The sequence below is a fragment of the Mycolicibacterium peregrinum genome, from assembly GCF_001665625.1.
GTDB lineage: Bacteria > Actinomycetota > Actinomycetes > Mycobacteriales > Mycobacteriaceae > Mycobacterium > Mycobacterium peregrinum_B.
Window position 1 is genome coordinate 18,852 of record NZ_LZSY01000146.1, and the last position, 18,416, is coordinate 37,267.

Annotated in this window: 18 protein-coding genes and 2 pseudogenes; 13 read left to right on the top strand and 7 right to left on the bottom strand. The window is 65.0% G+C overall.

Going from position 1 to position 18,416, the window contains the following annotated elements:
- From A5779_RS23205 to A5779_RS23215, 3 genes are all read left to right on the top strand, one after another.
- Complete coding sequence (locus A5779_RS23205) at nt 1-348, top strand: cation transporter (RefSeq protein WP_236734860.1); 348 nt, start codon at nt 1-3, stop codon at nt 346-348.
- Nucleotides 349-421: 73 nt separating this feature from the next.
- On the top strand, nt 422-1,918 hold the full coding sequence (locus A5779_RS23210; RefSeq protein WP_064886014.1) for a PepSY-associated TM helix domain-containing protein: 1,497 nt from the start codon (nt 422-424) through the stop codon (nt 1,916-1,918).
- Between the two features lie 67 nt (nt 1,919-1,985).
- The gene (locus tag A5779_RS23215) at nt 1,986-2,501 is read left to right on the top strand and encodes an Lrp/AsnC family transcriptional regulator (protein ID WP_064886016.1); all 516 of its coding nucleotides are present in this window, start codon (nt 1,986-1,988) and stop codon (nt 2,499-2,501) included.
- Here the strand turns inward: A5779_RS23215 and A5779_RS23220 are convergent.
- Nucleotides 2,479-2,976, bottom strand: coding sequence for an Lrp/AsnC family transcriptional regulator (locus A5779_RS23220; RefSeq protein ID WP_064886017.1), 498 nt, complete (start codon nt 2,974-2,976; stop codon nt 2,479-2,481). The genes A5779_RS23215 and A5779_RS23220 overlap by 23 nt on opposite strands.
- 315 nt (nt 2,977-3,291) lie before the next feature.
- On the opposite strand from A5779_RS23220, the gene A5779_RS23225 reads away from it, so the two are divergent.
- From A5779_RS23225 to A5779_RS23255, 7 genes are read left to right on the top strand one after another with little or no spacing between them, the layout of a single operon-like run.
- Nucleotides 3,292-4,089 (top strand): ABC transporter permease, encoded by a 798-nt coding sequence (locus A5779_RS23225; RefSeq protein WP_064886041.1) that lies wholly within the window; start codon nt 3,292-3,294, stop codon nt 4,087-4,089.
- The gene (locus A5779_RS23230; RefSeq protein WP_207549110.1) at nt 4,086-4,949 is read left to right on the top strand and encodes an ABC transporter permease; all 864 of its coding nucleotides are present in this window, start codon (nt 4,086-4,088) and stop codon (nt 4,947-4,949) included. Before A5779_RS23225 ends, A5779_RS23230 begins: the two co-directional genes overlap by 4 nt.
- Before the next feature lie 43 nt (nt 4,950-4,992).
- The gene (locus tag A5779_RS23235; protein WP_064886022.1) at nt 4,993-6,069 is read left to right on the top strand and encodes an ABC transporter substrate-binding protein; all 1,077 of its coding nucleotides are present in this window, start codon (nt 4,993-4,995) and stop codon (nt 6,067-6,069) included.
- Nucleotides 6,066-7,163 carry an ABC transporter ATP-binding protein gene (locus tag A5779_RS23240; protein ID WP_064886024.1) on the top strand — a complete coding sequence of 366 codons (1,098 nt, stop codon included), beginning with the start codon at nt 6,066-6,068 and terminating at the stop codon, nt 7,161-7,163. The genes A5779_RS23235 and A5779_RS23240 overlap by 4 nt, the downstream gene beginning before the upstream one ends.
- Before the next feature lie 28 nt (nt 7,164-7,191).
- Nucleotides 7,192-7,983: a carbon-nitrogen hydrolase family protein gene (locus A5779_RS23245; RefSeq protein WP_064886026.1), complete on the top strand. Its 792-nt coding sequence runs from the start codon at nt 7,192-7,194 to the stop codon at nt 7,981-7,983.
- On the top strand, nt 7,983-8,657 hold the full coding sequence (locus tag A5779_RS23250) for an RraA family protein (protein ID WP_064886028.1): 675 nt from the start codon (nt 7,983-7,985) through the stop codon (nt 8,655-8,657). The genes A5779_RS23245 and A5779_RS23250 overlap by 1 nt, the downstream gene beginning before the upstream one ends.
- A 47-nt stretch (nt 8,658-8,704) precedes the next feature.
- The gene (locus A5779_RS23255) at nt 8,705-9,481 is read left to right on the top strand and encodes a 3-keto-5-aminohexanoate cleavage protein (protein WP_064886029.1); all 777 of its coding nucleotides are present in this window, start codon (nt 8,705-8,707) and stop codon (nt 9,479-9,481) included.
- Between the two features lie 55 nt (nt 9,482-9,536).
- On the opposite strand, the gene sigC is transcribed toward A5779_RS23255, so the two are convergent.
- On the bottom strand, nt 9,537-10,103 hold the full coding sequence (sigC, locus tag A5779_RS23260) for an RNA polymerase sigma factor SigC (RefSeq protein ID WP_082449030.1): 567 nt from the start codon (nt 10,101-10,103) through the stop codon (nt 9,537-9,539).
- Nucleotides 10,104-10,194: 91 nt separating this feature from the next.
- Between sigC and A5779_RS23265 the strand changes: the two genes are divergently transcribed.
- The gene (locus tag A5779_RS23265) at nt 10,195-12,495 is read left to right on the top strand and encodes a heavy metal translocating P-type ATPase (protein WP_082941813.1); all 2,301 of its coding nucleotides are present in this window, start codon (nt 10,195-10,197) and stop codon (nt 12,493-12,495) included.
- Here A5779_RS23265 and A5779_RS23270 read toward each other — a convergent pair.
- The 3 genes from A5779_RS23270 to A5779_RS23285 form a co-directional block, all read right to left on the bottom strand.
- Complete coding sequence (locus tag A5779_RS23270; protein ID WP_064886032.1) at nt 12,465-12,944, bottom strand: hypothetical protein; 480 nt, start codon at nt 12,942-12,944, stop codon at nt 12,465-12,467. The genes A5779_RS23265 and A5779_RS23270 overlap by 31 nt on opposite strands.
- 29 nt (nt 12,945-12,973) lie before the next feature.
- Nucleotides 12,974-13,285, bottom strand: coding sequence for a WhiB family transcriptional regulator (locus A5779_RS23275; RefSeq protein WP_064886045.1), 312 nt, complete (start codon nt 13,283-13,285; stop codon nt 12,974-12,976).
- A gap of 281 nt (nt 13,286-13,566) precedes the next feature.
- Entirely contained in the window at nt 13,567-15,522 is a 1,956-nt protein-coding gene (locus A5779_RS23285) for a cytochrome c oxidase assembly protein (protein ID WP_082941814.1), read from the bottom strand.
- Between the two features lie 156 nt (nt 15,523-15,678).
- Here A5779_RS23285 and A5779_RS23290 point away from each other — a divergent pair, with 156 nt between their 5' ends.
- Complete coding sequence (locus A5779_RS23290; RefSeq protein ID WP_064886037.1) at nt 15,679-16,317, top strand: DUF5134 domain-containing protein; 639 nt, start codon at nt 15,679-15,681, stop codon at nt 16,315-16,317.
- Between the two features lie 5 nt (nt 16,318-16,322).
- On the opposite strand, the gene A5779_RS23295 is transcribed toward A5779_RS23290, so the two are convergent.
- Both A5779_RS23295 and A5779_RS23300 read right to left on the bottom strand, forming a co-directional pair.
- A complete protein-coding gene (locus A5779_RS23295) occupies nt 16,323-17,021 on the bottom strand; it encodes a zf-HC2 domain-containing protein (protein WP_236734861.1) in 699 nt (232 codons plus the stop codon).
- Nucleotides 17,022-17,106: 85 nt separating this feature from the next.
- Nucleotides 17,107-18,252 (bottom strand): annotated as a pseudogene (locus A5779_RS23300) (helix-turn-helix domain-containing protein); the annotation flags it as partial.
- On the opposite strand from A5779_RS23300, the pseudogene A5779_RS34625 reads away from it, so the two are divergent.
- Nucleotides 18,193-18,416 (top strand): annotated as a pseudogene (locus tag A5779_RS34625) (hypothetical protein); the annotation flags it as partial. The pseudogenes A5779_RS23300 and A5779_RS34625 overlap by 60 nt on opposite strands.

Genomic DNA, 18,416 nt, shown 5'->3' on the forward strand with positions numbered 1-18,416 from the left:
ATGGCAGTGACAGACGTGGTCGCACACGAGACATCAGGTACCCGACGGATCCGACTCGACGTGACAGGAATGTCCTGCGGAGCGTGTTCGCGCCGGGTCGAGAACGCGCTGAACAAGATCGACGGGGTGCAGGCCTCGGTCGCCATCTCCACCAAGATCGCGACCATCGATGCCGGCCCCGACATCAGTGTGGCCGACCTCTGCGATGCCGTTGAGCAGGCCGGCTACCACGCCGAAGAGCGCACCGCCCTCGACGCCCCCGAAACCGCGCCCGAGGGGCCGTCCTCGAAACCCTCCTTGGTGGCGAGGGCCATCCGGTGGGTGACCGTCGGGCACATGGGTGGCTGAATATTTGTCGGGAACTGTCGGCGCGGCGCGAACGACCACTCTTATCGAGGAACCGTTCGACCGCTGAGGAGCCATGGGCGAGAACCCGTCGACAGCCACAGATGAAACCACGCCTCCGGAATCGTCGATCTCGCCACCGGCGGGGACAGCGCATTACCGCGCGTTCCTGCTGCGTCTGCACTTTTATGCCGGGATCTTCGTCGGGCCCTTCCTGCTGATCGCCGCGATCAGCGGCGGCCTGTACGCGATCGCACCCACCATCGAGCAGTTCGTCTATCGGGATCAACTTCAATCCCACAGCAGCGGTGACCTGCTGCCGGTTGCCGAACAGATCCGCGCGGCCCAAACCGTGCGACCCGATCTGGCGGTCGCCGCGGTTCGCCCGGCCACCGGGCCGGGTGAAACCACGCGCGTCATGTTCGACGATCCGTCATTGGGTGAGTCCGAACGTCATGCTGTGTTCATCGACCCGGTGACGGGCGCCTCGCACGGAGAGCTCACGGTGTACGGCAGCAGTGGCGCACTGCCACTGCGGACCTGGATCGATCAGATGCACCGCAGCCTGCATCTGGGCGAGCCGGGCCGCATGTACAGCGAACTTGCGGCGTCGTGGCTGTGGCTGATCGCGCTGGCCGGGGTGTTCCTGTGGTGGGGCAGATACCGTCGTATGTCGCGGCGCGGCGGTGCAGAGCCCCGGTTGTTGACGCTCGACCGCGCCCTCCGGGGTCGAGCGCGCGCATTGAACTGGCATGGGGCGGTGGGGATCTGGATCGCCGTCGGATTGCTGTTCCTGTCGGCGACAGGGCTCACCTGGTCGCGGTTCGCCGGCGACAACATCACCGCTGTCCGTGCCGCGCTGTCGTGGACGACGCCGACCGTGTCGACGGCGCTCGACGGCGCAGCGGAGGATATGCCCGGCCTCATGTCCGGTCACGAAGGGCATCACGGCGTTGCGGCCCCCTCCGCCGCACACGTGGCCAACGCGTCGCTGGCGGGCGACATCGACGGGGTGCTGAAGGCAGCGAGCGATGCCGGGGTCGGCGGCAAGGTCGAGGTTGGGATTCCCGCGAACTCGCACACCGCGTTCACCGTGGCGCAGACCCGGCAGCCCTGGGTGATGTCGAACAATGCGATGGCTGTCGACGGAACCTCCGCGAAGGTGACCGACATCTCGTGGTTCGCCGACTGGCCCTTGGCGGCAAAGCTTTCCGCATGGGGCATCCAACTGCACATGGGACTGCTGTTCGGGGTCGCCAACCAGCTCGTGTTGTTGGGCCTTGCGGTCGCGTTGGTCACCGTGATCGTGCGCGGTTACTTGCTGTGGTGGCACCGTCGCCCCACGGCGAGCCGTGCCCTGGTGGGTAGTGCACCCCGTCGCGGTGTCCTCACCGGTCTACCGCCCGGCGCGGCGGTCGCGGTGGTCCTGGTGGCCGCCGCCGTGGGCTGGTTCATCCCGTTGCTGGGTGTCAGCCTGGTGGTGTTCGTGGCCGTGGACGTCGTTGTGGGATGGCGACAGAACTCCAACCGAAGGAATGCGACAACAACGGCACCAGCGTCACGCAACAGGTAGTGATTTTGTCGGGCCCGGCTGAGCACTACGAGTGTCAGGAGCGCAGAATGCCCATACGCTGACACTCATGGCTGCCGATTCCGTACAACCCGGATCGCCACGGAAGATCGACTCGGTCGACCGTCGCATCCTCGATCTGTTGCAACGAGACGGACGCATGGCATTCACCGCGATCGCTAAAGAGCTGGCCATCTCGGAAGGTACTGTCCGCCAACGGGTCAGCCGCCTGCAGTCGGAGAAAGTGCTGCAGATCGTGGCGCTGTGCAACCCGCTTTCGCTCGGACACCAATCGATCCGATTCCTCATCCGGACGCGGGAACTGTCTCCGCGAGCAGTGGCCTCCATCCTCACAGGCTTGCCCGCGGTGGCCTACGTCGGAATCTGTGCCGGAAGCTACGAGCTGTTCCTTGAGGCCACCTGCCGAGATCAGAATCAGCTGATCGAACTACAAGATCAGATCAGGGCAACGCCAGGCGTGGCCGATTTGGAGACCCTGATCCTGTTGTCGCTGACGAAGGACTACTCCTGGACCGGCTTGGCGCATTCCTTTGGGCAGGATGTCAGCGGCGGAGGATCTCACTAGTCGTCGGGAGGGGCTCACTGAAGCCGGCCCACAGGTACGAGTCCTTGGCGGTCTCGAGCGCCGTCGAGCATTCCAACTGGTAGACGCCCTTGATCCGGTGGATGCGACCGTTGAGCAGTTCGGCCAACTCACCGACATTCTCAGCCGTCAGGTCGACGACGATGTCGTAACTGCCAGCGACGAGGGCCACGAACCTCACTTGGGGAATCCTGGCCAATTGGTCTGCCACAGACGCGACCGGGACCCCGCGAACGCGCAGGCACAAGTGCACGAGCAACTCGCCGATCCTCGGAGAGTCGGCCATGCCGACCACCTGGACCACGCCTAGGCGCTGCAGCCGCGCGTAGCGGTTGCGGACGGCCCCCTCGGACAGGCCCACCGCTCGACCGACCTCGGAAAACGCTTTGCGGCCATCAATCCGCAGCTGATCGATGATTCGGCGGTCGAAATCGTCCAAATCGAATTCACGTGGCAAAACATGCCTCCGATGTCAAAGGTGCATCGCTACGAATCCAGTCGTCAAAAGTGGGGAATGTTGACGGATATCGTAGCCACTTCCATCATGCACGACTCGAAGCGCCAAATACGATCTCGAGGACGGGAACGGCGCATCAGACTCCCGCGAATCCGGGTCGGAATCTCCGATGAACAAACGAGAGCAATTGACATGCTATTAGCGCACGACGAGCGTCGAGGTACCGCTGCGGCGGCTCGAGGCACGAGAACGGCACTGCGTCGCAAGGATTGGAGCAGCCTCGCGCTCTTGGCGCCGGTGATACTCACCGTTGTCATGTTCGTGCTGGTCCCACTCGTGATTGTCATCAGGACCAGCTTTGCCTCCGTCGACGACTATGGCGGCATCGAGGGCGGATGGACGTTGGACAACTTCCGCGCGATCTATGACCCGGTGTACGTCAAGGTCCTGACCTACAGCCTCTATATTGCGGCCGCCAACACCGTCATATGCATGGTGATCGGCTACATACTCTCGTACTACATCGTCACACGGAGCCCGCGTGTTCAGTCGATGCTGCTGCTCCTCATCGTGATTCCGTTCTGGACCGACTTCCTCGTCCGCGTCTTCGCCTGGGTCAACCTGCTCAGTCCGGGTGGTCCCATCAATGCCTTCTTCGACGTACTCGGCTTTCCCAATGCCACCGACGGATGGATTCCCAGCAATGGCGCGGTATTCCTCGGGCTGCTGTACGCGTTCCTGCCTACCACCGTATTTCCCATCTACGCCTCGATGAGACAGCTCGACATGTCGCTCAGCGAAGCCGCCTCGGATCTTGGCTGCGGATGGTGGGGCGTACACCGTCGCATCCTTGTGCCGTTGGTCCAACCGGGTCTGATCGGGGCGGCGCTGCTCACCTTCATCCCCACTCTTGGAGTCTTCGTGATACCCGTGCTGCTGGGCGGGGGCAAGAACCAGCTTGTCGGCAACGTCATCGTCACTCTCAACACCGAGTTCCGAAACCAACCCATGGGGGCGGCCGCATCCGTCGTTTTGCTCGCGTTGATGGCGGTCACACTCCTCGGCCTCGGGGCGCTCGCCCGGCGCGCGCGTAGAAAGGCGGCCGTCCGATGATGAGATCGACGATCCTCAAACGGCTCGCAACAACCGGCGGCGCCGGGCGGACCGCTACGAAGAAAACACGACGGCACCCCATGGAGGTGCTCACCGGCTTGGTGGCGAAGGGCGCAATCCTCTTCCTCTACATACCGATCGGCGCCGTCGTCGCACTTTCGTTCAACGACTCCAATCTCACCTACAAGTGGGGCGGCTTCACCACCCGCTGGTACGCAGTCCTGATCCAGGACACGCAACTCATCGAGGCGCTGCGCGTCAGCGCGATCATCGGTGCGGTATCAGCCACCCTCGCAACGGTATTCGGTTTCCTGGCCGCCGCCGCGCTGCACAAGACCAAACTCCCCGGCAAACGCGTCTTCATGGGTCTGGTCGCGATCCCGCTGATCGTCCCGGAGATTGTGTTGGGAGTTGCGCTGTTGACCTTGTTTGTGCAGGCCAACGTGAATCTCGGGTTCACCACCTTGTCGATCGGTCATCTGATCGTGACCCTTCCCTACGCAGTCCTGATCTTGACCGCGGCGTACTCCACTCTCGACCCCTCGCTCCCCGAAGCGGCTGCCGACCTCGGCTGCACCGGCAGGCAGACCATGTGGCGGGTGACGATCCCGCTCATGGCACCTGCTCTTCTGGCCACCTGGCTGCTGAGCTTCACCATCTCGTTCGAGGACATCGTCATCTCCACATTCACGAACGGTGTTGGAACCACCACCCTTCCATTGCGGGTGTACTCGCTGCTGAAGACCGGCCTGACCCCCGAGATCAACGCCCTCGGAACCGTTCTCATCGCAAGCACGATGATCATTGTGCTTCTCGTCGGAGCGCGCCAGATGCGCAACATCCTCGCCCCCAAGAACTAGCCAGCCGACTCGACCGAGTCGGCCGTCGTACGAAGGAGAAGCTATGCGCAACCCCCGAAGGATCGCGTGCTCCGCGGTCTTGGTCCTGGCTGTCTCAGCCTTATCGGCCTGCGGTGGTGGTGGTACCGCCACTGACATCAACAACGCCGCGGCCACCGACAAGCTGAACGTATACGCCTGGGACGGTGAGGTTCCCGAATCCGTTGTCGAGGCCTTCGAGAAGGAGACCGGAGTCGACGTCACGATCGACACCTTCGATAGCAACGAGACCATGATCTCGAAGCTCGCCGCGGGTGCCAGCGGCTACGACATCGTTCAGCCCAGCCAGTATGCGGTTCAGCAGCTCGTCGGGCAGAACCTCATCCAGGAACTCAACCACGGCAAGATCGACGGACTGAACAACCTCGGTGAGAAATGGCGCAACACCGATTTCGACCCCGACAACCGTCACAGCATTCCCTGGGTCTGGGGTACAACCGGCATCGGCTACAACGACCAGTGCGTGAAACAGGCACCGTCGAGCTGGAAGGCGTTGTGGGACCCCCAGTACAAGGGCAAGATGTACATGCTCGACAACATGCTCGCTGCATACATTGCCGCACTCCAGATCAACGGCTACGCGGCCTCCAGCACTGACCAGGCCGAGATCAACAAGGCAACCGAGTCCCTCGTCGAGCAAAAGCCGCTGCTCGCCGGCTACAACGCCACCAACTACACCGATCTCCTCGACACTGGTCAAGCATGCATCGCGCAAGCCTGGAGCGGTACGACGATGGCCAAGGTGCTCGACTCCAACCCGAACGTCCATTACGTGCTTCCGGAAGAGGGCGGCACTCTGTGGACCGACACCTTCGCGGTCGCCAAGGGTGCGCCCAACATCCTCAACGCGTACAAGTGGCTGTCCTTCACATTGCGACCCGAGATCGCCGCCATGGGCTCCAACGACGGTGATTTGGCGACGCCGAACGAGGCGGCCCTGCCCCTGGTCAGGCCAGAGCTGAGAAACAACGGCGCCGTTTACCAGTCCGCCGAGGCAATCGCCGACGCCGATTTCGTGCTCGACCCCGGAAAGGCCATGCCGTACTTCCAGCAGGGTTGGACCAAGGTGAAGGCCTCATGACCTTGACCAGCGAAGCATCACCCACAGCGCGCCGGGAATCCGGCCGTCAGGGAGTGGCAATCGAACTGACGGATGTCTGCAAGTCCTTCGGGCACGGTAACGCCGTCGACAACATCTCCCTGCAAATCCTGGACAACGAATTCTTCTCCATCCTCGGTCCATCCGGGTGCGGCAAGACCACGTTGATGCGCATGATTGCCGGATTCGAGACGCCGACATCGGGTTCGATCGTGTTGGACGGTGAGCCGATCGAGTCCAAGCCCGCGCACAAGCGTGATCTGAACATGGTGTTCCAGAGCTATGCGCTCTTCCCGCACTTGTCGGTGTACGACAACATCGCTTTCGAGTTGAGGGTGCGCAAGCACCCGAAGAAGTCGATCGACCATTCGGTTCGGGAGTCCTTGGACCTCGTTCACCTCACCGGCATGGAAGGCCGCAAGCCGAACGAACTCTCAGGCGGTCAGCGGCAACGAGTGGCATTGGCACGCGCGCTGGTGTCGCGTCCGGCGCTGGTGCTCTTGGACGAGCCGCTGGGCGCTCTCGACTTGAAGCTCCGCAAGCAGATGCAGGTCGAACTGAAGCGGATGCAGCGCGAAGTCGGTATCACCTTCGTCTACGTGACGCACGACCAGGAGGAGGCGCTCACGATGTCGGATCGAATCGCGGTCATGAACGACGGACATCTGCTGCAAGTCGATGACCCGCAGTCGCTCTACGACCGCCCGGCGACCAGGTTCGTGGCGGACTTCATCGGCGTCTCGAACCTCCTGACGGGTCGTCTCGCCGCGCAGGCCGGCGGGCCCTCGATCGACCCAGACTCGAACATCGACGGGATGTTCGCGTCGATCCGGCCCGAACTCGTCAACGTCCACGAGTTCGACGATCCCGTCGTCGACGACGTGGTCATCGTCGGTGACGTCACAGAAGCCATCTTCCTCGGGCGTGACACCGAGTACCGGATCGTCGTCCCGGAACGACAGAGCGCGCTCATCGCGCATGTCGCGAACACAGGGGGCCGCGAGCACCGGTTCTCCGTCGGCCAGAAGGTCAAGCTCGGCTGGGCGCACACCAGTGTGCGCTGGCTGCGCGACTGACTGCCCACATCTTTTAGAAAGGATCACCATGAAGGTTGCCGTAGGGCAGTTTTCTCCTTCGGGCCGACTGCCCGAGAATATTCGCGCGATCGAAGGCCTCGCCAAACGCGCGGCCGACTCAGCGGCCGAATTGCTCGTCCTGCCAGAAGAATCCATGTTCACGTCCGATCTCGTGGTCGGCAACATTCGCGAGGAGGCGACGGCGGGATGGCCGCAGTTCGTCGATGCGATCGCTGAACTCGCGCAGCGGTTCGGCCTGACCGTTATCGCCGGCGGTTACGAGGGCATGGGTGCCGCGAATCGCCCGTACAACACCATCGTGGCTGTCGATGGTTCCGGGACGGTGATTGCCGAGTACCGCAAGACGCACCTGTACGACGCGTTCGCCTACCGCGAGTCCGACTATGTGCAACCCGGGGACGGAACGCCCGTCGTCGTCGCGGTTGGTGACTTCAATATCGGTCTGGTCAACTGCTACGACATCCGGTTCCCCGAGTTCAGCCGGGCCCTCGTAGACGCCGGGGCCGACGTTCTCTCGGTCTCCACGGCATGGGTGAGCGGACCGCTCAAGGAGGACCATTGGGAGACACTCATCCGAGCCAGGGCTATCGAGAACACCTGCTGGGTTCTGGCTTCGGGGGTGGCCAGTGAAGACTGCGTCGGGCGGAGCATGATCGTCGACCCGATGGGCGTGGTCAAAGGTTCACTGGGTGACGAGCGAGACGAACTGATTGTCTTTCCGCTCTCACGGGACCGGTTGGCCGAGGTACGTGCGACCGTGCCGGTGCTCGCGAATCGCGTTCTCGGAAAGGCTGTTTGATGCCCATTCTGATCAACCCCATGCCCCCATGTCTGGACGACGATCTGCGCGATCTCATCGGTCGCGTCGACTTCCCGACCTTGGGGCACACCCTCGAAGAGGGTTTCACGACGCCCGATCTGCGGCGGCAGGCCGGAGACCGACGGATGGTCGGTGTGGCGGTGACAGTCTCTCTGACACCGACGGATTCGACGCTCCTGCACCATGTCGCGAGCCGGGTACGCACCGGCGATGTGCTGGTTGTTCACACCGGGAACGACCGGCTCCGCGCACCTTTGGGGGCCGTCGTCGCGAACGCGCTCGCCGCCCGTGGCGCTGCCGGCGTGGTGATCGACGGCGTGTGTACCGATATCGAAGCGCTCCGCGGCCTTGGTCTCCCGGTCTACGCGTATGGCACCTCTGTCCTGACAACCAAACTGCACGGGATCGACAACGGTGCCATCAACGTGCCCGTCGCATGCGCGGGTGCCGCCATCAATCCGGGCGACGTGGTTCTCGGCGATGCCAACGGTGTGCTCGCCGTCGATCGAGAGGTCCTGAGGTCAGCATTGCCGACCGCGATCGAAGACGATGAGGAGGAGCCGGCCTTCGTGAAGACCCTGTGGGACGGCGCGATCCTCGGTGCGGAGACGGGAGCCGACGAGATACTCCGCAAGCTCGGGGCGCTTGCGTGAGGGCAGCCGAAAATACCTCTACCCCAATTGATTCGAAGGATTACATCTTGTTCCTCAAGGCCGCGATCAACGGTGGATGCACCCACGAGGACCACCCGGGTTCGCCGACCACACCCGAGGCGATCGCCGAGCAGACCAAGTTGGCCATCGAAGCCGGCGCCGACGTCGTCCACTTCCACGTGCGAGACGACGAGGGTGGACAGAGCATTGATCCGGACCGTCTCGACAGCGTGCTGGGTGCGATTCGCGCGATCGCACCACATGCCTGCGTCGGCACGACCACCGGCCTATGGACGGTGCAGGGCGGTCACGTCGAGCGTCTCGAGGCGGTCAGGTCGTGGCGGAGCCTGCCCGACTTCGCCTCGGTGGCATTCTGCGAGGAGGGCGCCGAGGAGACGGCACAACTGGTGGTTTCCAGGGGCATGACGCTTGAGAGCGCCGTGTGGTCGATCGACGACGTTCCCGCGCTCTTGCGCTCCTCAGTTCTGGATCAGAATGTCAGGGTGCTGATCGAGCCTCTCGCCGAGGACCCCGACGTCGCCGTCGAGGCCTGCAGGGAAATGGCTGCTGCCCTCCGCGCGGGTGGCGTTCGCGCTCCGTTGCTCTACCACGGAGATGAGGCGACGGTGTGGCCGGTGCTGCGGGCAGCGGCCGAGGACGGTGCCCAGATCCGCATCGGCTTCGAAGACGGCATCGAACTGCCCGATGGCTGCACGGCGACGGACAACGCAGAGCTCATTCGCGCGGCGATCTCTGAGTATCAGACCTACCGAGCGGAAGAGCCCGATGAACTCGGCGCGTCCGGGAACACGAGCGTCCGATGACACGGCCGGCTGGTCAAGCGGCGCAACCCGCCGATGCGGGTCGGGTCGTGCTGCCTCAGCCGGTCAGATCGTCGCGTTCGGCCGCCGCGATCAGGTCTTCGCGGGCGCGGGCGACCCGTGAACGAATGGTGCCGACCGGGCAGCCGCATACCTCGGCCGCTTCCGCGTAGGACAAGCCGAGGACCTGGGTCAGCAACAGCGCGTGCCGCCGGTCGGGATCGAGTCCGTCCAACAGGAGGCGAATCTCGACCATCTTCTCGAACCCACCTACCGGGCGGTAGCTCTCGAGAACCTGCTCGACGTCCACACCGTGCTGGGTCCGCGGCCGGCTCTGCTTGTGCCGAATCTGGTCGACCACAACCCGCCGAGCGATCGACAGCAGCCAGGTGCGGGCCGAGGACCGGCCACTGAACCGGGGCAGCGCGGTGATGGCGCGCATGAACGTCTCTTGGGTCAGGTCGTCGGCAGACCCGGAATCGCCCAGGTAGGCGACCGTTCGCCAGACGTCGGTCTGGGTGGCCCGGATGAATTGCTCGAGCGCCGCCGAATCACCGCGGCCGGCGGCGAAGGCCAGCCGCGTAACGTGATCCTCGCTGCGTTCGGTAGTCACAGCCATCGACATTATTCGATGACGCCCGGGAACTCGGCATCGGGCTGGACCGACTACTTCTTCGGTGACATATGCCACCGACGTGGTGAGTGAGCAATTGGGAGTGGTGGTGACAACAGCAACTGTCCCCGACAAAGAGGTGACTCAGCGCATTGCGCTCGACGTCACAGGAATGTCGTGCGGGGCCTGCGCTGCCCGCGTGGAGAACAAACTCAACAAGGTCGACGGGGTACGGGCGTCAGTGAACTTCGCCACACGCGTCGCCACGGTGGAAGCCGATCCCGACATCGGTGTCGAGCAGCTCTGTGCGGTCATCGAGCGGGCCGGTTACCAGGCGGCGCCCCGGACCGAGCGCTCCACGACCGACGTCGACCCCGATGCCGACCATGCCCACAGCCTGCTCCGGCGCCTCGCGATCGCCGCAGTGTTGTTCATTCCCCTGGCCGATCTGTCGGTGATGTTTGCCGTGGTGCCCGACACCCGATTCGCCGGATGGCAGTGGGTGCTCACCGCGTTGGCGGCGCCGATCGTGACGTGGGCGGCGTGGCCGTTCCACCGCACTGCGCTGCGCAACGCCCGGCACGGAACCTCGACCATGGAGACCTTGATCTCTATCGGCGTGACCGCGGCCACCGTGTGGTCGATGTACACGATCTTCTTCGATCATCAGACCTACCACGCTGCGGGGATCTGGCAGGCGCTGCTCGGCAGCGATGCGATCTACCTCGAGGTCGCCGCGGGCGTAACGGTTTTCGTGCTCGCCGGCCGTTACTTCGAAGCCCGGGCACGCTCGCGCGCCGGGGGAGCGCTGCGCGCGCTTGCCGCGCTGGGCGCCAAGTCGGTCACGGTGTTGCTTGCCGATGGCGGCGAACTGGTGTTGCCCGCGGACGAGCTCAAAGAGGGCCAGCGGTTCGTCGTGCGTCCCGGCGAGGCCATCGCGGCCGACGGTCTCGTGGTGAGCGGGGCGGCCGCGGTCGACGTCAGCGCCATGACCGGAGAGTCGAAACCGGTGCAGACCCACGAAGGTTCGAGCGTGGTGGGTGGCACCGTCGTCCTCGATGGTCGCTTGGTCGTCGAGGCCGCCGCGGTGGGGCCCGATACCCGGTTCGCCGGGATGGTCCGCCTCGTGGAGCAGGCGCAGGCCCAGAAGGCCGACGCGCAGAGACTGGCTGACCGCATCGCCGCGGTGTTCGTGCCCTGCGTGCTCGTGATCGCGGCGGCCACCGCGATCTGCTGGCTGCTGATCGATGGAGATGTCAACCGAGCCGTATCGGCTGCCCTGGCAGTGCTGGTGATCGCCTGCCCGTGCGCGCTGGGGTTGGCGACCCCGACGGCGATGATGGTGGCCTCGGGTCGGGGCGCTCAACTCGGCATCTTCCTCAAGGGCCATCGCGCACTGGAGGCCATCCGCGCCGTCGACACGGTCGTCTTCGACAAGACCGGCACCCTGACCACCGGGCAGCCTCAGGTCATCACCGTCGTCGTCGCAGAGGGCGACGGATGGGACGAGGACGAAGTTCTCGCGTACGCGGCAGCGGTCGAGTCGGCGTCCGAGCATCCGGTGGCCCATGCGATCGTCACCGCCCGTGCGGGTCGGGATATCGCCGCAGTGGAGGATTTCCAGGCGTTCGCCGGCCACGGTGTGACCGGTTCGGTGGACGGGGTCGCCGTGGCGGTCGGGCGTCCGGCCTGGGTCACCCGGGACCGGGTGGTGCCCGCCGATCTGGCGGCTGCCCGCAAGTTCGGCGAGTCACGGGGCCAGACAGTGGTATTCGTCGCCTGCGGCGATGCCGTGCGCGGCGCCATCTGTGTCGCCGACGCCGTCAAGGATTCGGCGGCCGGTGCGATCGCCCAGCTCCACGCCGAGGGCATGAAGACCATGCTGCTCACGGGTGACAACGCCGCCACGGCAGCCGCGATCGGCGCGGCCGTGGGCATCGACGACGTCGTCGCCGAGGTGCTGCCGGAGGACAAGGTCGGCGCGATCGAGAAGCTGCGCGACCAGGGCCGGGTGGTGGCCATGGTCGGCGACGGGATCAACGACGGCCCCGCGTTGGCCTGCGCAGACCTGGGCCTGGCCATCGGTCGGGGGACCGACGTAGCCATCGGCGCGGCCGACATCATCCTGGTTCGCGACAACCTCGATTCGGTCCCGCAGGCGTTGGGGCTGGCCCGGGCGACGATGCGGACCATCCGGGTCAACATGATCTGGGCCTTCGGGTACAACGTCGCGGCCATCCCGATCGCTGCGGCGGGCCTGCTGAACCCGTTGATCGCCGGTGCGGCGATGGCGGTGTCGTCTTTCCTGGTGGTCTCGAACAGCCTGCGGTTGCGCAATTACGGTACGGTGCAACCGAATACGTTCGGTGATGCTCAGTTGCCGGCAGCGCGCATATCCGGCTGAGACGAGGCCAGCGGGGCCAGGCACACACCAAGCCATGCTGCGGTCAGTGCCGCAACGAAGAGTGTGCCCAGTGCCGCCGGAATCCAGGAAGCGGTATGTGTGGTGTGATGCCACCAGAACGCCCCGGCGCCAACAACAGTGGCGACAGCCGACGCGCACATCGCCATGCAGCACCATCGAAAACGGCGGCGCAGCAGAGCGAATGCCGATCCGGATGCCGCGAAGGCGAACAGGGAGAACGCCACCAGGGATATCCAGTGCCCGTTGCGCGTAACGCCGGCAGGTGTCGCGCCGGTCGCCTGCAGTGCCACGGCGGTCACCGTCAATGCGGTGGCGAGTGCGGCCAGAGCACGGGCGCGCGTGGCGCTGATCCAGACGTCTTCGAAGACCCGACGCTCGATCGCCCGTAGTTCGGCCTCGACCGTGTCGCTGGTCTGCCTCGTCGTCACCGAGATACCTCGCTCATCAATGTGTCTGACTACCTGACCTGGACCATAGGGGCGTGGCGGGGCGGCGAATTCTCGAGAATCGCGTCACGTTCGCTTGGGGTCAGGCCGCCCCAGATACCGTGCTGCTCGGCCGCGGCGAGTGCGTGGTCACGACATGTCGACTGTACCGGGCAGTCTGCGCACACCCGCTTGGCCTGCTGAACCCTTCGGTTGCGGGTGCGCCGATCTTCCCCGTCCGGGCCGAAGAAGAACATCGCCTGCCCGGAATCTCGACACCGTCCCAGCCGCTGCCACTCCCACAGCTCCAGCCGGGGCGCGGGCAATCGATGCGACCGCTGCATGGTTGTGGTTCCCCCCACGGCTCGTAGAGCTACGCCTTCAATGCGGGCACGAGAGGCAGTTGCGCACTGCGGTTCTCGATGGCCCTGCTGATTGGTCGGGAGCACGACGTGATTAGTTCCGTTGTGGCGTGATCGGCACCCCTGGGGCGTAACCTCATATGCATGACCAGCAATGAAACCGTGGAGTCGACCAAGTGCGACAACCCGAACTGTACGTGTGAAAACTGCACCTGCGGGAGCAACTGCACGTGCGGTTCCGACGCGGCCGAATGACCTAGGAGTCAACGCCGGTTGCGGGCCAGCTCGCTCAGCATGGCGTTGTAGGCGTCGAGTTCGTCGTCGTACCCGCGATCGCTGTGGCGGTCCTCGCGTGCACCCGCCCGGCGGTCCTGACGTGCCCACTGGGCCACCAGGGCAATCACCACGATGACGACCGGCAGCTCGCTCGAACCCCAGGCAATGGCGCCGCCCATATGTTGGTCATCCGAAATACTCTGCAACCAAGGCAGATTGACGGACCGGTAGAAGCTCTCGCCCAGGGACGAGGTCATCGTCATCGTGGCGATACCGAAGAAGGCATGGAACGGCATCACCGCGAACAGGAGCCCGAGCCGCCCCAGGAAGGGGAGTCGCCGCGGACCGGGGTCGATGCCGATGATCCCCCAGTAATACAGGTAGCCGGTCAGCAGGAAATGCACGCTCATGAACTCGTGGCCCCAGTGATACCGGATCAAGGTGTCGAACAGGGGCGTGAAGTACACGAGGTACAGCGATCCGACGAACAGGAGGAACGCCGTCACGGGGTGCGACAGGAATCGCGTCACCGGGGCGTGCACGAACCACACCAGCCACTCGCGGGGACCAGGCGTTTTACCTTTCGGCGCGGAGGGCAGCACCCGCAGCGCGAGCGTGACAGGTGCACCGAGCACCAGGAGTACCGGGACGAACATGTTCAGCGCCATGTGTTCGCCCATGTGCACGCTGAACATCGCTGATCCGTAGGCCCGCACTCCGGAGCTCGTGGTGATCAGCAAGGCGAGGCAACCCAGAGACCAGGCGATCGTGCGTCCCACCGGCCACTGGTCACCGCGTCGCCGCAGCCGAACCACCGCGACGAGGTAGCCGAGTGCAAGCACGATGGCTGCGGTCCCGATCAGGGGGTCGAACCGCCACTCGGTGATCAGGCTGACCGGATTCGGCGGCGCATCGAGCTGATAGCCCAAAAAGACGTCCCACGTGGTGAACTCGTGGACCGTGAATCGGGGAGGCACACTGTTCGCGGCGAGCGCCACCGCGGCGGTGACGACGATCATGGCCGCCGCGGACACACTGTTGACCAGTCGCGACGGCGTGCGCCGAGCCAACAGAAGTACGCCGTCGCCGGCCCACACCAGTACCAGCAGCACCCCGGCGACCACCACGGCCCGCCCGTAGGCCGACCCCAGGATCGGCAACCCGCCCAACATCAGCGTGGCCAGGAGGGCGCCGTAGACGATCGTGACCGCACCGCACGTCAGTTGCAACGCCTGGATCCGGCGTCGGAACACAACGTCCTGCAGTAGCGCGGAGACGATCTTCGTTCCGGTCCACACCGCCATCGCCACCGAGAACACGATGACGGCGCTCGTGGCGATGTCGTGATCCGGTCCCTGCCCGGCATTCCCGGTCACCGGTACCGCGATGACGCCGATCAACGCAGGCAGCAGTGCCACGCAATGACCCATCCAGCGGAGAGTGAACCGCACGCCGACCGCCAACACCAGCGCACATATCGCTGTCACGCACCAGCCGCGGGCGACCTCGGAGGCCGCGATGGTGCTTCCGAGCCCGGGCCCGGCGACAAGCCGGCCGATGGGAATCCCCGCGTCGGCGGACGCCGAGATGACGATCATCGCGGTGGCGCAGCAGGCCCAGAAAATGGCGATGCGTTCGACAAGCAGATGCACCGGAAAGGATGCCGCGTCGATCCGCCCGTCCTCGCGAGGTGTCGCGGTCGTCACAATCCAGACAAGTGCTCCGACGCAAAGCACAGCAGCCAAAGTGCCGGCCCAGTGCCCGAGCAGCCGAGCTGCACTGGTGGCCGTTCCCGGGTCAGCGATGCCTGCAGCGGCCAGCCGCTGCGCGCCCAGGTGCGCGCCGCTCATGGACAACACCACAGTGCAACCTGCGACGATGCCGAGCAGTGTCAGGCGTTCCCGCCACACCCCGGCCGCAGTGGACATGCGCACTCGCGCCATAGTCGAACCGGCCTTCCGCCGCGGAACCGAACCGAACGTCGCGGCCATGCGATTCTACGACAACGTGTCGTAGTGCTGATGGGTGCGGGAACTCTGGCACTCTCGTCTGCGACCAAGAGACGAAGCCGCCCGACACTCTTGTAGACAGGACCCGGAATGATCGCCGATCTTGCACTCCGCTGGGTTGTGACGGGGTTGTTCGCGTTGAGCGCGGTCGAGTGCGCCTACGCGTTGGTGGGCTCGCGTGGCCGGCCGAGCGCTGTGATGAGCCAACTGCTGCATCTGGCGATGGCCGTCGCGATGATGGTGATGGCCTGGCCGCGAGGGGCCGAACTGCCCACACTCGGCCCGATGTTCTTCTTCCTGGTCGCCGCGGCCTGGTTCCTGGCCGGTGTGCTGAGGTCCGCAACGACCCAGGGGCGGGCGATCGACGGCTATCACGCCGCAATGATGCTGGCGATGGCCTGGATGTACGCCGCCATGAACGGCAATGTGCTTGGGCGCCATACCGAAACGGTCGCCGCGGGCGGTCAGGACATGCACGCCATGCACATGACCGGACACCATGGCAGCACCACGATGGCCATGGAACACGTCTCGGCGCAGCCGCCGCTCTGGATCCCTGCCGTCAACTGGCTGCTGACCATTGGTTTCGCGATTGCCGCCGCGGTGTGGCTGCACCGCTACTTCGCGGCACGTCAGCAGTCCGACACTTCGCCGTTCTCGCATTTCGGCACACTGTGCCGGACGATGATGGCCGCCGGTATGGCGATCATGTTCGGCGTGATGGTGTAAGCGGCTCAGGCGGCTGGGTCGTCCGCGGCACGGAGATGACGACGGGTCGGTGCGGCCGGGCCCGATTCGTCATCTTCACCGTGTGCCCTGGGCGACGGGTCGTTCGGTCGCTTGGTGCGTGACGCCCACATCGAGACGATCGCCGCCAGAGCCACCGGGACATGACTCAGGACCCGGACCGGGGTGACGAGTCCCGCCAGCGCATCCGACACCACGTAATAGGTGAGGAATCCGCAGTAGATCACCAGCACGCACGCCAGACCGGGCGCGATTCGACGGCGGAAGGCCATCGCGATCGTCGCGATTCCCAGCGCCGCGGACCACGCCGTGGACTCGTTCAGCAGGTGGGCTCCGCTGGCCGAGCCATGGTGGGCTGCAACCATCCCGAAATTGATGCCTGCCGCCTGCGCGACCGCCAAGCCCAGCTGGACGATCCCGATGGTGATGATCGCGGTGGTCAGCAGGTGTGGGCTCAGCCGGTGCCAGAGTCCGCTCAGCGCGCCGGCCCCGCGGTCCGGGCGTCCGCTGACTGCGCCGATCAGTCCGGTGTCGGCCAGGTCGCGCAATTGCAGCCCCAGCGCTCCGGCCCGGTCGTACCAGTTGGCACACTCCTGGCAGTCACGCAGATGCTCGTCGACGCGCGCAGAGGGGACCGGCTCACGCTCCCCATCCAGGCGCGCCGAAAGCGCCTCTCGTGCCACCACGCATTCCACCGGGCCATTCTCCCGCATTGACCTCGCGGATTGCACACCCGCTGGGCTGCGCCGCCCCGAACGTCGACAGCGCCGGTCACACCGTCGGTGAGTAGGGCAGATTGCTGCTGGTCTGCGGGTCGACCTGCACCGGTCTGCCCACGTAGGGGAACGCCCGTTGCGGGCAGGCCGGGCGGTCGCAGATCCGGCAACCCGCGCCGATGGGCACCGTGGCCTCGGGATCGCTCAGATCGATGCCCGCCGAATAGACGAGCTTGTCGGCATGGCTCAGGTCGCAGCCGAGCCCGATGGCGAAACTCTTGGGTGTACCCAGATATCGGCTCGGTGCCGACGCCGAGGTTCTCGCGATCCAGAAATAGCTCCGGCCGTCAGGCATCTGAGCGACCTGGGTCAAGAACTCGCCGGGACGGGAGAAAGCTTGGTGCACCACCCACAGTGGACAGTTTCCGCCCACCCGGGAGAAGTGAAAGGCGGTGGCGGACTGCCGCTTCGAGATGTTTCCCGCGCTGTCGGTGCGAACGAAGATGAACGGCACGCCACGCGCATCCGGCCGCTGAAGAGTGGACAGCCGATGACAGATCGTCTCGAATCCCATCTCGAACCGCCGGGCGAGCTGATCGATGTCGTAACGCAGATCCTCGGCGGCGGACAGGAACATCCGGTAGGGGAGTAACAGGGCGCCGGCGAAGTAGTTGGCCAGCCCGATCCGCGCGACATCCCTTGCTTCCGAGCTCAACTGGTCATCGGTGGCCACGATCGAATTGATCAGCTCAGAGTGCAGCAGCAAGGCAATCTGGGTAGCGAGCTGGAATGCGCGCTGGCCCGGCAGCAGCCATCGCGCCACGTGGAGTGTGCCGGCTTCGGGCTGGTACCGGCGTTTGACGCTGGACCCCAGGACATCTCCGTTGTCCACGATCACCGAGATGCCGAACTCCGTGGACAACAGATCGGCCAGTTGCCGGTCGAGGCCGCCGATCTGGAGACGGTGACGGGTGAACAGGTCTTCGGCGGCGCGGTCGAGCGCATCGATGTAATTGCGCCGGTCGTAGAAGAAATCACGTACCTCTTCGAACGGCATCGGCTGTTGGGTACCGGTTTGCGCATCCAAGTTGGTCCGGCCGTGGACGGCCTCCAGCTCGGCGGTGGCGTCGTGCAACCGGCGGTGCATGGTGACCATTGCCTGGCCCACCTCGGGCATGCGCGCGACGAGCTCTTCGATCTGCCGACTCAGTACTTCACCCCCGATGCCGATGCCCGGCTGGTGTCGGATCTGCGCGAGATCCTGGCCGACGGCCCGACCACCTCGGCCCAGATCGAAGAGCTCGTCGCGCGCATGCCCGAGGTGGGCCAGGCAATGGTCACCATGCACCGCCGGTTGCACGCCAC

What these genes read in the sequence shown, in the direction of transcription:
- A5779_RS23205 (WP_236734860.1), top strand. Translation starts at nt 1, where the DNA reads ATGGCAGTGACAGACGTGGTCGCACACGAGACATCAGGTACCCGACGG.
- A5779_RS23210 (WP_064886014.1), top strand. Translation starts at nt 422, where the DNA reads ATGGGCGAGAACCCGTCGACAGCCACAGATGAAACCACGCCTCCGGAA.
- A5779_RS23215 (WP_064886016.1), top strand. Translation starts at nt 1,986, where the DNA reads ATGGCTGCCGATTCCGTACAACCCGGATCGCCACGGAAGATCGACTCG.
- A5779_RS23225 (WP_064886041.1), top strand. Translation starts at nt 3,292, where the DNA reads ATGTTCGTGCTGGTCCCACTCGTGATTGTCATCAGGACCAGCTTTGCC.
- A5779_RS23230 (WP_207549110.1), top strand. Translation starts at nt 4,086, where the DNA reads ATGATGAGATCGACGATCCTCAAACGGCTCGCAACAACCGGCGGCGCC.
- A5779_RS23235 (WP_064886022.1), top strand. Translation starts at nt 4,993, where the DNA reads ATGCGCAACCCCCGAAGGATCGCGTGCTCCGCGGTCTTGGTCCTGGCT.
- A5779_RS23240 (WP_064886024.1), top strand. Translation starts at nt 6,066, where the DNA reads ATGACCTTGACCAGCGAAGCATCACCCACAGCGCGCCGGGAATCCGGC.
- A5779_RS23245 (WP_064886026.1), top strand. Translation starts at nt 7,192, where the DNA reads ATGAAGGTTGCCGTAGGGCAGTTTTCTCCTTCGGGCCGACTGCCCGAG.
- A5779_RS23250 (WP_064886028.1), top strand. Translation starts at nt 7,983, where the DNA reads ATGCCCATTCTGATCAACCCCATGCCCCCATGTCTGGACGACGATCTG.
- sigC (WP_082449030.1), bottom strand. Translation starts at nt 10,103, where the DNA reads ATGTCGATGGCTGTGACTACCGAACGCAGCGAGGATCACGTTACGCGG.
- A5779_RS23275 (WP_064886045.1), bottom strand. Translation starts at nt 13,285, where the DNA reads ATGCAGCGGTCGCATCGATTGCCCGCGCCCCGGCTGGAGCTGTGGGAG.
- A5779_RS23285 (WP_082941814.1), bottom strand. Translation starts at nt 15,522, where the DNA reads ATGGCGCGAGTGCGCATGTCCACTGCGGCCGGGGTGTGGCGGGAACGC.
- A5779_RS23290 (WP_064886037.1), top strand. Translation starts at nt 15,679, where the DNA reads ATGATCGCCGATCTTGCACTCCGCTGGGTTGTGACGGGGTTGTTCGCG.